Source organism: Burkholderia pyrrocinia, assembly GCF_001028665.1.
In the GTDB taxonomy this organism is placed as follows: Bacteria; Pseudomonadota; Gammaproteobacteria; order Burkholderiales; family Burkholderiaceae; genus Burkholderia; species Burkholderia pyrrocinia.
Window position 1 is genome coordinate 454861 of record NZ_CP011505.1, and the last position, 13916, is coordinate 468776.

Below are 13916 nucleotides of genomic sequence, written 5' to 3' on the forward strand. Positions count from 1 at the left end.
GCATTGCGTGCCACGCAAAGGGGTCGGACCGTGCGGGGGTTCATGCGTGGGCGCCGAGGCCGGCCGACGCGATGCGGCCGCTGGCGAAGGGGGGCTGAGGACATCGAAAACCGCCCGGACGGACGGTGCGGCGGTCGCGATCGTCATGATGCGCCTCTCGAAACGGGCCTCCGGCGCGGATATCGCGGATCGCGAAGCCCGATGAGGCCGGTCTGGATCGACAGGACTGAATAGTCCTGAACCGCGTCTTAATTCACTTGATTCATGCGGTGCGCGCGGCGGCGCGGAAGATCGGTTTCAACGGCGTGCTTCGACCACGGGCGTCAACTGCGCTTGCCTTGCAGCGTCGGAATCTGCGCGAACAGCCCCGTGAGCCAGTCGACGAAGACCTTGAGCTTGACGGGCGTATGTCGATTGGGCGGATACAGGATCGAGATCGGCCGCGGCGGCGTGTTGAAATCGGTCAGCACCTCGCGCAGGCGCCCCGATTGCAGATACGGTTCGACCAGGTACAACGAGGTCCTGATCAAGCCGATGCCCGCGACGCCGCACGCGATGTAGGCGTCGGCGTCGTTGACCGCGACCGTGCCGCACATCTGCACGATGCGCGTTTCGCCGTCGACGATGTAGTCCCAGGGGCGCGGCCGGCCCGTATCGGCCGAGATGTGGCTGACCGCGACGTGCTGCGCGAGATCGTCCACCGTTTCGGGCGCGCCGCACCGGTCGAGATACGTGGGGGACGCGCAGGTGCAGGTCGTCAGGCTGCCGATCCGTTTCGCGACCAGGCCCGAATCGTCGAGCGCGCCGATCCGCACCACGCAGTCGACCCCTTCGCCGACGAGGTCGATCTGGCGATCGGTCACGCCGAGCTCGACCATGATGCCCGGATGGGCGGCGAGAAACTCGGGCAGGGCCGGTATCATGATCTGCTTCGCCATGGCCGGCGGCAGGTTCACTTTCAGACGGCCGCGCGGCACATTGCGCGCTTGCGACACCGATGCCTCCATGTCGTCGATCTCGCGCAGCACCGCGACCGAGCGTTCGTAGTACGCCTGCCCGTCCTCGGTCAGCGAGATCCGGCGCGTGGTGCGGTTCAGCAGCCGGCAGCCGAGATGCTGTTCGAGTCCGCTCAGCAGCGCGGACACGCGCGGCGTCGTGAGTCCGGTCGTGTCGGACGCGCGCGTGAAGCTGCCCGTCTCGACGATGCGCGTAAACACGCGCATCGAAAGCAAGGTATCCATCGTTCGGAAATCTCCAGCCTGTTCGTTGCTCGCGCCGGTTCATGCCGGCGCGATTTGTCGTGTGATGCAGCTAGGCGTCGATGCGTTTCCTGAGCGCGTCGCCCGCAAACGGCATTTCGCGCATGCGCTGCCCGGTCGCGTCGAAGATCGCGTTGGCGAGCGCGCCGGCAGTCGGCCCCATCGACGCCTCGGCTGCGCCGAGGAACGGCGCGCCCGGACGATTGATCAGATGCACCTTGATGCTTTGCGGCGCGGCGCCGAAGCGGAGAATCGGATAGCTGCTCCAGTCGAAGCTGCGGATGCGTTGCGTATCGTATTTCAGCGCCTCGTACAACGTCCAGCTCGCGGACTGGATGATACCGCCTTCGATCTGGTTGCGAATGCCGTCCGGCGACACGACCTGGCCCGCGTCGACGGCCGCTTCCGCACGTTCGAGCGTCACCTGGCCGGTTTCCGGGACGACCGACACCTCGACCGCGATCGCGACGTAGGCCATCAGGTTCTTGTATTTGCCGAATGCGAAACCGACGCCGCGGTTGCGTTCGCGCGGCGGCCGGGGCCAGCCGAATTTCGTCGCGGCGAGCTTGATCACCTGGCTCGCGCGGTGATCCTGCATGTGGCGCAGCCGGAATTCGACCGGATCGACGCCGGCCGCGTGCGCCAGCTCGTCCATGAAGCTTTCGATCGCCCAGACGTTCGTGTGCGCGCCGAGCGAGCGCATCGCCGACGTCTGCAGCGGCATCGTCGGCGAGAAGTTGTTGACGATGTGCAGGTTCGGCAGCGCGTACAGCGGGATCGCATTGCGATCCCCGCCGCCCTCGGGCTGCAGCATCGGCGTCGACGGCGCGGAGACGAACGGCGGTTCGAGCATCCGCGCGGGCAGCAGCCGGCCGGCATTGACGATCCGCTCGTTGTGCGAGCTGCTCCACAGCGCGTAGTTCCAGTCGACGATGCGGCCGCTCGCGTCGAGCGACGCGCTGAGCTCGGTGACCATCGCCGGCGTGAAGTGGTCCCACGTATGTTCCTGCTCGCGCATCCACTGGACGCGGATCGGCTTGCCGGGCATCGCGGCCGCGATCAGCGCCGCATGCGCGGCCGCGTCGTCCGCGCCGTTATGCCCGTAGCAGCCGGAGCCCTCGGTGTGAATGCAGCGGATGCTCGCCTTCGGCATCGACAGCATCTCGGCGAGCGCGTCGCGCAGCGGGTACACGCCCTGCGAGTGGGTCCACACGGTCAGCGTGCCGTTCTCGAGATGCGCGACCGAGCAGGACGGCCCGATCGAGCCGTGCAGCAGGTAGTTCTTCAGGAACGTGGCGCTCAGCGTTTTCGTGGCCGGCGCGGTTTGCGCATGCGTATTGGCGATCTCGATGCGTTGCGTCGCGATTCGCTTCAGGTCCTGATGAACCGTCGCGCGATCGGGCAGCGCCCGGCCGGGCGACCAGCGGCAGCCGGCGGCCAGCGCGCGCTGCGCGACGACCGCCTGCCATTCGCCGCGCGCGACGACCGCGAGCAGGCTGCCGTTGCGCACGATCCGCACGACACCCGGCATCTTCAGGATCGCGGCTTCGTCGAACGACAGCAGTTTCGCGTCGTACACCGGCGGCATCACGACGCGCGCATGCAGCATGCCGGGCAGTTCCATGTCCTGCACGTAGCTGACGCCGCCCGTGACCTTGTTCGGGATGTCGACGCGCGGCAGCGACGTGCCGATCACGGCGAACGTGGCCGGACTCTTCAACGGCGAAGCCGGCGTCGCGTTGCGATGCAGGTCGACGGTCCGGACCGCGTCGCCGTAGCGCATCGTGCGGCCGTCCGGCGCCTTGATGACCGCGTCGGCGACGGTGAGCAGGCGCGGCTCGACGCCGAACTGCTTCGCCGCGCCATCGACCAGCAGCCCGCGCACCTGCGCGGCGGCGTTCAGCAACGCGGAGCCGCTGTCCGCCATCGTGTGGCTGCCGGCCGTCAATCCCTCGTCCGGCGACGCGCCGGTGTCGGCGGTCAGGAACGTGATCAGCGACGGCTTCATGTTCAACTCTTCGGCCGCCACCTGCAGCAACGCGGTGCGCACGCCGGTACCCAGCTCGACCTTGCCCGTGAACACGGTGACCTTGCCGTCGGGCGTGATCTTGATCCACGCGTCGAGCAGCGGATTGGTCTTCAGGCTGCCGGCCAGCGTTTCGGTGGCCTTGGCCACGTGGACGGCGGCGCCTTCGTCCGCGATCACGACTTCGGCGGCGGCGCGCGCGGCCGGCGCGAGGCTGAACGCGACGAACAGCGCGCCGGAAACCATGAAGTGCCGGCGGCCTTCGTCGATGTCGTCGGGCGGGTTCATCAGAGCCCCCTGCTGATCATGACGGGAGCGGCTGCCGGTTCCGGGTCCGGCAGGCCCGCGACCTGGCGGACGGCCGCCAGGATCCGCATGTGCGTGCCGCAACGGCACAGATTCGGTTCCATGTGCGTGCGCAGCTCCTGTTCGGTGGGTTTCGGTTTGCGTTCGAGCAGCGCCTGCGCGCGCATGATCATGCCCGCGATGCAATACCCGCACTGCGCCGCCTGATGATCGATGAACGCTTGCTGAAGCTTGCCCGGATGTGCGGCGGTGCCGAGGCTCTCGAGGGTCCTGACGCGGCGCTCGCCGACCGCGGCGACCGGGATCAGGCACGAGAACATCGGTTTGTCGTCGACGATCACGGTGCACGCGCCGCATTGTCCGAGGCCGCAGCCGAACTTCGCGCCGTGCAGGTGCAGGTCGTTGCGCAGCGCGTAAAGGAGCGGCGTGGACGGATCGATGTCGAGCGTGTGTCGCACGCCATTCACGGTGAGGGTGATCATCGCGCGCTGTCCTCCTTTCTGAGTTTCGCGGCCAGGGTGTCGATGCCGCTCCACGCGGGGCGATCGGAATAGGTTTCGCGGAGGTAGGCGGCGAGGTCCGCGATCTGCGCATCGTCGTACTGGTCGAGGTAGGACGGCATGTAGTTCAGCGTGTCCTCGCCATGCCAGCCGATCCCGTTGAACATCATCTGGATCGCGTTGCGCGGCGTGTCGGCGGCGACCGCCGTGCTGAACGCGAGCGTCGGCCGCTCGCCGATCGACTGCATCGGCGCTGCCGGCCCGTGGCATTGCGCGCACGACGCCTGGAACAGCACCGCGCCGCGCTGGCCGGCAGGCGTCGTCGCCTTGCGTTCGGCGGCGGTCGTCGCGGGCCGTGGGGCGGCCGGCTTCTGGATCGACAGGATGTAGGCCGCGATGGCCTCGACATCCTCGGCCGGCACCGTTGCGAGATCGCGCGTGACGGGGAGCATCGGTCCGGCGGCCGCGCCGTGCTCGCTCGCGCGGCCGGTGCGCAGGTACGTGACCAGTTGCGCTTGCGTCCACGGGTGGACCGCGTTGCCGAGCGTATTGAGCGGCGGCGCTTCCCAGCCGTCGACGATGCCGCCGTCGAACGCCTTGCCGGCCTGTTCGCCGCCGATCGCATTCAGCGGCGAATGGCAGGACGTGCAGTGTCCGAGGCCGTCGACGAGCAGCTTGCCGCGATTCCATTGCGCGGATTGCGACGGGTCCGGCCGGTACGCGCCCTCGCGCAGGAACAGCACGTTCCAGAACGCGACCAGCGGCCGGAAGTTGAGCGGGAAGATCAGGTCGTTCGCCGGCGTCTTCGTTTGGACCGGTTCGCGGGTCATCAGGTACGCGTACGCGGCCGCGATGTCGTCGTCGGACATCCGCGTGAAGTGAATGTACGGAAAGGCCGGGTAGAGCGGATGGCCGTCGCGGGCGATGCCGCTGCGCAGCGCGCGCGCGAACGCGTCACGCGACCAGCGGCCGATGCCGGTGTCGGCATCCGGCGTGATGTTGGTCGCGTAGATCGTGCCGAACGGCGTCGCGAGCGGCAGCCCGCCGGCGAACGGCTTGCCGTCCTTCGCGGTGTGGCAGACGACGCAATCGCCGAGCGCGACCACGCGTGCGCCGGCCTTGATCAGTTGCGGATCGAACGACGCGCGGGCAGGTGGATCGATCGGCGCGATCGATGGCTTGTACATGATGCCGATCGCGACCGCCAGGCCGACGATCGCGATGCCTGCCGCACCGAACCAGAGTCGTTTGTGCTTCATGCGCGCTCCACGCGAACCGGTTCGTCCGGCGTCGTTCGCCAGGCGGGGCAATAGACCGCGCGTCGGCCGCGCGTGCCCGCATGACGATCGCACGCGGTAGCGCGGATCCGGTTGCCGCGACAGGCGGGCCGGCATGTGCGGTCCGGCTTGCGCGTGCTCGCGACGGACGTTCCGGTCGACGCCGCCGGATGGCGGTGCGGCATCGCCGATCGATTCGGCCATGACAAACCTGCCCGGCGGCAGCGATTCGCGGCGGAGATCATGTCGTTGCTCCAGGAGTGGGGACCGCGCGCGGGCCGTGGCCTGCGCGGTGGCTGATGGAAGGCAGTCTACGCGGGCGCCGACGCCATTTCCTGAAGCGGCGCTGAATCGTTCTGAACGGGCGTACGAACCGTTCCAGCGCTGCGTTCAAGCGTCAGCGCGGCGTGCCGAGGCCGAACGACGCGGCAAGTTGCGGCCCCTTGTCGAGCAACGAGGTTACTTCCTCCCGCCGCCGGGCCGACCATTGCGCGAGGCGCTCGACGACATCGGTCGCGTCCGGCGGCAGTGCTTCGGCGAGCGACACGGCATCGCTCGCCGCCTTCGACGTGCCGGATGCCGTATGGGGGCGCACGGTGCAGGCCGCGTCGCCGATCAGCGCGACGCGGCCGTCGACGAAAGCGGGGCTCAACGCATCGAAAATCGCCTGGTTGAACGGCGCGGGCGTCGCGAGCACCAGTTGCGACAGGGAAGCAGGCAGCCGTTCGCCGGCGAGTTGCCGCAGCGTCGCGACGGTGTCGTCGGCAAGCTGCCCCGGATGCACGGACGCGTGATGAACGTGGCCGGCCCGATCGGTCAGGTGGCGGCGCAGCGCATCCTGATCGGTTTCGTTGCGATACCAGAGCCAGTTGAAGCGGCGCGCCCCCGGCGCGAGCGAGCCGTCGAGCGCGGGAATCAGGAACGCCATGAACAGCTCGCCCGGCGCCTTGTGAAGCGTCATGTTCTCGACCAGCGATGCGATCGACGCAGCGTCGAATTCGGCTTCGTCGACGATGCCGCGCCATGCGAGGTAACCGGCAAACGATGGCGTATAGCCGGGGAAGATATGCGCGCGCAAATTCGAGCCGGAACCGTCGGCTGCAATCAGCACATCCGCGCGGATGCGTTCGTCTCCGAGGTGGACGTCGACACCGTCCGCGTCCTGGTCGAAGCCGGTGACCGTGCGGCCGTACCGGATGCGCCCGTGCGGCAGCGTCTCGCACAGCGAGCGGTAGACGGCGTCCCACGACGAAAACGGCAGCATTTCGGGTTCGTCGCGCGTGACGACGCCGTCGCGATCGATCCAGCGCCGCCGGTGCGTCGGTACGCTGATCATCTGGCGGCAATGCCGGCCATGCTGTTCGAGAAACGCCATCATGCGCCGCAGCACGGCCACGCCGCCGCCCTGGCCGCGCAGCGGGGACGGCGAGCGCTCGCAGACCATGACGTCGTGTCCGATGCAATCGAGCGTCAGCGCGGCCGCGAGGCCGGCGATCGATCCGCCTGCAATGACTATCCTCATCGTGCGTGACTCCCGTGTTCGACCGGCGGCGTGCGTCGCCGGCCGGCCGTCGTGATGCGTGGCGCGTTACGACGCAATCTCGCCAGCCATGACGTCGTCCGCATAGCACCAGACCCAACGCTCGCCGGGCTCGATCGAACGCGCGAGCGGGTGGCGGGTTTCGTGGAAATGCCGGCTGGCGTGGCGATTCGGCGACGAGTCGCAACAGCCGACGTGCCCGCAGGTCAGGCACAGGCGCAAATGCACCCACCGGCTGCCGGACTTCACGCATTCCTCGCAGTAGTCCTTGTCGGTGGTCAGGATGCGTGCTTCTGCGAGATGGGTGCAGGTCGTGGCCATCTTCCGCTCCGATGCCGGCGCAGGCGATCGCTCGCAGCGCGGCCGGCGCGAAGCTGCAAGCGGGGTTGGATACGGTTCATTGTGGACGGTCGTGTCGCGGGCGGACCTTAATTCTTATGAAGCGTGTCGGCCCGGAGGGCAGGGAGGACGTACAGTCACGAGAGCGGCCGGCGCGAGATCCGGTCGGGGTTCGACATGGCGGTCTTCCGGAGGCGCTTATGACGCAGTCGCAGCATGTCAAGGTAATCGGTTTGCCGAACAGCAAGGAGGCCTACGCAATCCGCGACTTCCTGAAGCGCGGCGTGGTCGAGTACGAATGGTGCGAGCTGACGTCCGACACCGATTGCGCGCGCGAGCTGGGCATCGCGCCGCTGCGCGACATCCGGTTGCCGGCCGTCATCTTTCCGGACGGCTCGTGCATCTTCCAGCCGACGCTGCCGGAGATTGCCGCCAAGCTCGGCTGGGTCGCCCGGCCGCGATTCATCGAGTACGACGTATCGATTTACGGCGCCGGTCCGGCCGGCCTGTCGGCGGCCGTCTACGCGGCGTCGGAAGGGCTGCGGGCCGTCGTGATCGAACGCGATGCGATCGGCGGGCAGGCGGGCACGAGTTCGCTGATCGAGAATTACATGGGGTTCCCGGAGGGCATTCCGGGCGCCGAGCTGGCCGAGCGCGCGCGCCAGCAGGCGGTCAAGTTCGGCGTCGAGCTGCTGATGATGCGGGAGGGCGTGCACGCGACGTTCGTCGACGGAAAAATTCGCGTCGACCTGGCCGACGGCTCGATCCTGACCGCGCGCTCGAACATCTGCGCGACCGGGATCGAATACCGCAGTCTCGGCCTGCCCGACGAACAGAAGTTTCTCAACGCTGGCCTGTTCTACGGCGCGGGATCGAGCGAAGCGCCGATGTGCGAAGGCAAGCACGTGTTCGTCGTCGGCGGCGGCAATTCGGCGGGGCAGGCCGCGATGAACTTCGCGCGGCACGCACGCGAAGTCACGATGATCGTCAGGGGCGCGTCGCTGGCGGCGACGCTGTCGCGCTACCTGATCGACCGGATCGAGCGCATGCCGAACGTGACGGTGCGGTACGGCTCGACCGTCGACGCGCTGCACGGCGACGGCCGGCTCGAAGCGATCGTGCTGCGTTCGGAGGATGGCGCGCGCGACGTGCTGCCGGCCACGCACCTGTTCGTCTGCATCGGCGGTGCGCCGAACACCGAATGGGCCCGGGATACGAACATCATCCGCAATCCGGGCGGCTATCTGGTGACCGGCAGCGATCTGTACGCCTGCCCGGCATTCGAGCGCGTGTGGCCGCTCGAGCGCCGGCCCTACTATCTGGAAACGAGCGTGCCCGGTTCGTTTGCGGCGGGCGACGTGCGGTCGGGTTCGGTCAAGCGGGTGGCGTCGGCGGTCGGCGAAGGGGCGATGGCCGTGACGTTCGTGCACCGGTTCCTTGGCGAAGACGCGCATCGGCCGAACGGCACCCGAGCCTGAGCCGCGCGCTCGCCCCTTGCGTCAGCGTGTCGCCGAAATCGGCAGCCGGAATGTCAGCACGGTGCCGCCCCCGTCGCGCGGCGTGGCTTCGAGCGTGCCGCCATGCGCTTCGACGATCGAGCGGCAGATCGCGAGGCCCATCCCCATGCCGTGCGATTTCGTCGTGAAGAACGGATCGAAGATCCGGTTCGCGATGTCGGCATCGATGCCGGCGCCGCGGTCGGCAACGGAGACGACCGCGTAACCGTCGTCGACGTGCGACGCGATCTCGAGTTCGCACGATGTGGCCAGTCCGTCCATCGCGTCGAGCGCGTTGGTGACCAGGTTCAGGATCACCTGCTGGAGCTGGGTGCGATCCGCCATCACGCGGATGTCGTTGCAATGCAGGTCGACGCGCAGCGTGACCTGCTTCGCGTCGATTTCGGTCGCGGTGAGATGCAGCATGTCGCGAATCAGGCCGTCGATCGCGAGCGGCGCCAGCGCCGGCGGTGCCTGGCGTGCGAGCGATCGCAACGCGCGGACGATGTCGGCCGCACGCACGCCGGACGCGCGGATGTCCTCGAGGCTCGCGAGCGCTTCGCCGAGATCGGGTTGCGTACCGCGCAGCCAGCGCATGCACGCGCCGACGCTCGACACGATGCTCGTCAGCGGCTGATTGATCTCGTGCGCGATCGACGCGGCCAGTTCGCCCATCACCGTCATGTGCGCGGTGCGCGCGAGTTCGGTCCGTGCATGCCGCAGTGCGGCCTCGGTCTCGAGCCGGCGCGCGTTCTCGTCGATCAGTTCCGCATAGAGCCGGGCGGATTCGAGCGCATTGGCCGCTTGCGGCGCGAGCACTTCCAGCATCGCGATGCGCCGCGGCGAAAACACGCCGTTGGACAATGCATTCTCGAGATACAGCACGCCGATCAGCGCACCCTGCTTCAACAACGGCAGGCAGAACAGCGAGCGCGTCGGGTGCGCGCGCAGGCTGTCGGCGTGGTCGGGCACGCCTTCGCGCTGCGCGTTCGCGAGCACGATCGGCTTGCGGGTCCGGGCGACGGTGTTCAGGATCGACAGCGGGACATCCTGCTCGGTGGGTTCGCTGCGGACGATATCGACGACCACGTCGCTGCTGACGATGCGCGCGGTCGCCTCGATCGTCAGCCGGTCGTGCCGGACGAGCAGCAGCAGGCCATAGCGTGCGCCGGCGTACACGATCATGTTGCGCATCAGCGTCTGGATCAGGCGCTCCAGCACGATTTCCTCGGACAGCGAATGGGCCGCGCGCATCGCGAGCGCGAGATCGAGATCGTCGCGCGCGGGCGTGGCCGGGCCGCCCGGCGACGGGTCCATCACGAGGAACGGATGCTGCGCTTCCATCGCCTGCGCCTTGCCGGTCGCGCCCCAGCGCCGGTAGCACGCATGGGCGAGCCGCAGCTGGTGGCGGGCCGGGCCGGCGAGCCCGAGCGACGCGGCGTGATGTGCGGCCAGTTCGTGCGCGAGGGCCTGTTCGTGTACGAATCCGTGTTCCGCCGCGAGGCTGGCCGACGCCTCATACTGCTGCATCGCGACGATATGGTCGCCGCGCACGCGTGCGAATTCGGCGTCGATCAGCGCGAGCTTGTTGCGGAACGTCGCCGGATTGCGTTCGCTCCACGCGGCGAAGCGGGCGCGTTGCGGCGCATGGCGTTCGAGCAGCCGCTCGGGCGGCGTGGCGCCGCGGTCGCTCGCGATCCCGGCCAGCACGCCGAACAGGTGGAAGTCGGACAGCATGATGTGCGCGGGCGTCGACCATGCGCTCGATGCGGCGGCATCGAGCGACGCGCGCGCCGCGTCCGCGTCGCCGTAGATGAAGGCCGCCTGGCCGGCGAGCACGTCGGTCCAGAACTGCAGGACCGACATCGGCGTCTTCGTCGACGGACGGGCGCGCCAGGTGCCGACCGGCCGGTGGTAGCCGAGCTGCAGTGCGTCGACGAATTCCGACTGGGTGGACACGAGGTCGACGATGTCGTCGTAACGCGCGCCGCGTGCGATCTGCAGCAGCGGATCGATCTCGTCGCGGATCGCCGGCAGCGCTTCGCCCATCGACAGCAGATCGCTGACGATGTGATTGCAGCTGTAGCACATCCAGCGCAGCTCGGCGCTCGCATTGCCCGCCGTTTTCGCATCGCGCGCGCGGTCGAGCGCGTACGACAGCGGCTGGGTCCAGACGCTCACCTGGTCGAGCGCGATCAGCGTCGCGGAGCGGTAGCGCTCGAAGCCGTGGCGATCGACCAGCGCGAGCGCGACCTTCGCGAATTCGAAGCCGTCTTCATACGCGTCGTGATGCCCGGCGATGCTGACGCCGTACCACGCAAGCCCCTGCACCGACGCGGCGGTGACGCCGTGGCGCAGGGTCAGCCGGACCATCGTCGCGAAATGCAGCAACATCAGCCCGCCGCTCGGATAGAACATCGCGGCTTCGAGTGCGGTCAGCAGTGACATCGTGGCTTCGACGCGCGTGTCGGTCATCACGGGCAGGTCGACGAGGTCGCGGATGGCGCGGCCGTCGAGCGCTTCCCGTACGGCGTCGCAGGCGGCCGCGAGATCGGCCTCGGCCGGCTCGGCCGACAGTTCCACGCCGAGCAGTGCCAGCCCGGCCAGCGCGACGTCGACGGCCTGCCGGTAGCGCGACTCCACCGTGAGCTGCGCGGCCTTCAGCCGGTGTGCCTCGGCGCGATCGGGCGGCGTGCGCGTACGCGCCATCAGCTCGTCGATCGCGTCGGAGGCCTGCGCGGTTTCGCCGGTCGCGAGCAGCAGGCCGCTGCGCAGGATGCCGATCCGGCTCGCGAGACCATAGTGTTGCAACCATGCGTGAGGACCGAGCAGCGCTTGCGCGGACGCGAGAAACGACAACGCGCGATCGCGCGCGGCGGCCGTGGCCGCCACCTCCGCGGCCTCGACCAGCGCCTTCGCGAATGCGAGTGCGAGCGCGCCGTCGAGCGGCGCGGTTTTCGCCTGCTCGATCTGGGCGGCGAGTTCCAGCAGCGATTCGGTCGACTGCGCGCCCGTGCGCACGAGCATCGCGGCGGCGATCCGGGCGTGGCACTGCGCACGCTCCGCCCGCCCGGCGAGCGCGTGGGCGGCCTCGACGATGCGGTCGTGAACGAAGCGCCAGCGGTTTCCCGAGAGCGACACGAGGCCCGCCTGGCGAGCGGGGTCCATCCAGAAGCGGAGTTCGGCCCACGTCTTGCCGGCGACGGCGCACAACAGCGCCTCGTCGGCATCGGTGCCGATACAGGCCAGCAGCGACAGCAGCGTTCTCGATTCAGGCGGCAGCCGCCGCATCCGGACCGCGAGCAGGCTCACGACGTTCTCGGTCAGGTGGCGCGATTCGATGTCGGCCGCATGCCATTGCCACGTTTGCGTCGCCGGGTCATGGCCGAGGAGCCGCTCGTCGATCAGCGTGTGCAGCAGTTGCTGGATGTAGAACGGATTGCCGCCGGTCCTGCGGTGAACGATGTCGCCGAGCCCGGACAGCCGGGCCGGCGCCTCCCCGAGCATGCCGGCCAGCATGCGCGTGACGTCGGGTGCGTCGAGCGGTGCCAGCGTCAGCACCGACACGCGCGCGGGCTCGAGCTGCTGCAGGAAGCGGCGGAACGCCGGCGGGTGGTCGTGCTGCCGCCCGCTTCGATAACCGGCCACGATGCAGAAATTGGCCGGCGGATCGACCGCGATCGACGCAAGAAACGCGAGTGTCGCGTTGTCGGCCCACTGGATGTCGTCCAGCGCCATGACCAGCGGTTCGGCCGGCGTCGCGAACGCACGGAAGGCATTCACGACGATCTGGCATAGATGAAATTCCGGAATCGCATCGGTATGGTCGAACGCGACGGGCTCGACATCGAGCAGCCACGCAATCTCCGGGAAGATGCCGGACAGCAGGTTGGCCTGACGGCCCACGCAGTCGCGCAGCCGCGCGGCGATCGCCGCGATTTCGTCGTCGGGCCTGGCCAGCGCGCTGCCGAACAGTGCGCGCAGTGCCTGCAGCACGGGCGCATAGGGCCGTGCGGGCTGGAACTGATCGACCTTCGCCGACGTGCACCAGGCCGCAGGCGATGCCGCTCGCGCATGGCGCATGAAGTCCTCCGCGAGCGCGGTCTTGCCGACGCCGGCCGGCCCGTCGATCAGGACGATGGCCGTCTCGCCGGTTCGCGAGACGGCCGCCAGCACCGCCTCGAGCCGGCGGGATTCGGCTTCACGGCCGACCAGCAGGTCGGGCGCGTGCAGACCGGCGAGCGGATCGCTGCCGCCGAGCGCGAACGGCTCGACGCGGCCTGCCGCCAGCCAGTCGCGCAGGATACGTTCGAGATCGTGCTGCACCGTTTCGCAGGACGGGTAGCGATCGGCGGGCTCCTTGGCGATCAGTTTCAGGATCAGGTCGTTCAGGACCGCAGGCAGGTCGTCGCGAAAGGTCGTGGCCGGCGCCGGCTGCATGGCGACGTGCGCGTGGACCCATTCGGACGTCGACGTGGCCTTGTAAGGCATCGCGCCCGTCAGCAGGCGGAACAGCGTGATGCCGAACGCGTACAGGTCGGAGCGCTCGTCGACGGATGAGCCTTCGGAGACTTCGGGCGCCGCGTAGGCGGCGAAATCGGTGCGCATCGTACTCGGTGCGGCTCGTTCCGTCCGACGGTCCCACGCATGGGCGAACGAGCGGAGCATGACCGTACCGTCCGGTGCGATGACGAAACTGGCCGGTTGCAGATCGCCATGCAGCCAGCCGCGCCGATGAAGCTCCCCGAGCGTGCGCACGGCCTGGATCGCCGCGTCGAGAAAGGCGTCGAGCGGTAGGCGTCCGTCCGCCAGCGTGTCGAACGCACGCACGTCCGGGCGAGGATAGACGAGCACCGGGCCGTCCGCGGCGCGGATCAGCGCAACCGGCATGAGCGCCCACGCCGGTTCCAGCGCGCCGTTCAACGCGTATTCGTGCTCGAATTGCCGGCAGCGCTGGTCGGATTCCCACCCGGTCTGGCACGCGGACCACACGCGCCCCGTCCCGGCGTCGGTCAGGTCGAACCACAGCACGTCGCCCGAGCGGACCGCATTCGACAGGCGGGCGCGCGCCAGCCAGTCGGCATCCATTTGCTTCGTGTCGTCCGGGTCGCGCAAGGGTTGGTTCACGGTGGGGGCAGGCTGGGTGGAGCGGGGTGAAAACGGATTGTAAACG

8 protein-coding genes are annotated in these 13916 nt (G+C 68.7%); 1 reads left to right on the forward strand and 7 read right to left on the reverse strand.

Annotation, left to right across the window (positions count from 1 at the left end):
* Positions 1-323: 323 nt before the first annotated feature.
* The 6 genes from ABD05_RS32285 to ABD05_RS32310 all read right to left on the reverse strand — a co-directional run bounded on the left by ABD05_RS32285 (position 324) and on the right by ABD05_RS32310 (position 7229).
* Positions 324-1241, reverse strand: a complete 918-nt coding sequence (locus ABD05_RS32285; RefSeq protein WP_047904221.1) for a LysR family transcriptional regulator — start codon at positions 1239-1241, stop codon at positions 324-326.
* Between the two features lie 70 nt (positions 1242-1311).
* Positions 1312-3573 carry a xanthine dehydrogenase family protein molybdopterin-binding subunit gene (locus ABD05_RS32290; protein ID WP_047904222.1) on the reverse strand — a complete coding sequence of 754 codons (2262 nt, stop codon included), beginning with the start codon at positions 3571-3573 and terminating at the stop codon, positions 1312-1314.
* Positions 3573-4073: a (2Fe-2S)-binding protein gene (locus ABD05_RS32295; RefSeq protein ID WP_047904223.1), complete on the reverse strand. Its 501-nt coding sequence runs from the start codon at positions 4071-4073 to the stop codon at positions 3573-3575. The genes ABD05_RS32290 and ABD05_RS32295 overlap by 1 nt, the downstream gene beginning before the upstream one ends.
* Positions 4070-5350, reverse strand: a complete 1281-nt coding sequence (locus ABD05_RS32300; protein ID WP_047904667.1) for a c-type cytochrome — start codon at positions 5348-5350, stop codon at positions 4070-4072. Before ABD05_RS32300 ends, ABD05_RS32295 begins: the two co-directional genes overlap by 4 nt.
* Before the next feature lie 415 nt (positions 5351-5765).
* Complete coding sequence (locus ABD05_RS32305; RefSeq protein ID WP_053060024.1) at positions 5766-6890, reverse strand: FAD binding domain-containing protein; 1125 nt, start codon at positions 6888-6890, stop codon at positions 5766-5768.
* A gap of 66 nt (positions 6891-6956) precedes the next feature.
* A complete protein-coding gene (locus tag ABD05_RS32310; protein WP_047904224.1) occupies positions 6957-7229 on the reverse strand; it encodes a ubiquitin carboxyl-terminal hydrolase 14 in 273 nt (90 codons plus the stop codon).
* Positions 7230-7447: 218 nt separating this feature from the next.
* Between ABD05_RS32310 and ABD05_RS32315 the strand changes: the two genes are divergently transcribed.
* A complete protein-coding gene (locus tag ABD05_RS32315; protein WP_047904225.1) occupies positions 7448-8725 on the forward strand; it encodes an NAD(P)/FAD-dependent oxidoreductase in 1278 nt (425 codons plus the stop codon).
* A gap of 21 nt (positions 8726-8746) precedes the next feature.
* Here ABD05_RS32315 and ABD05_RS32320 read toward each other — a convergent pair whose 3' ends face one another.
* Positions 8747-13831 carry a trifunctional serine/threonine-protein kinase/ATP-binding protein/sensor histidine kinase gene (locus ABD05_RS32320; RefSeq protein WP_148669193.1) on the reverse strand — a complete coding sequence of 1695 codons (5085 nt, stop codon included), beginning with the start codon at positions 13829-13831 and terminating at the stop codon, positions 8747-8749.
* Between the last annotated feature and the right edge of the window lie 85 nt (positions 13832-13916).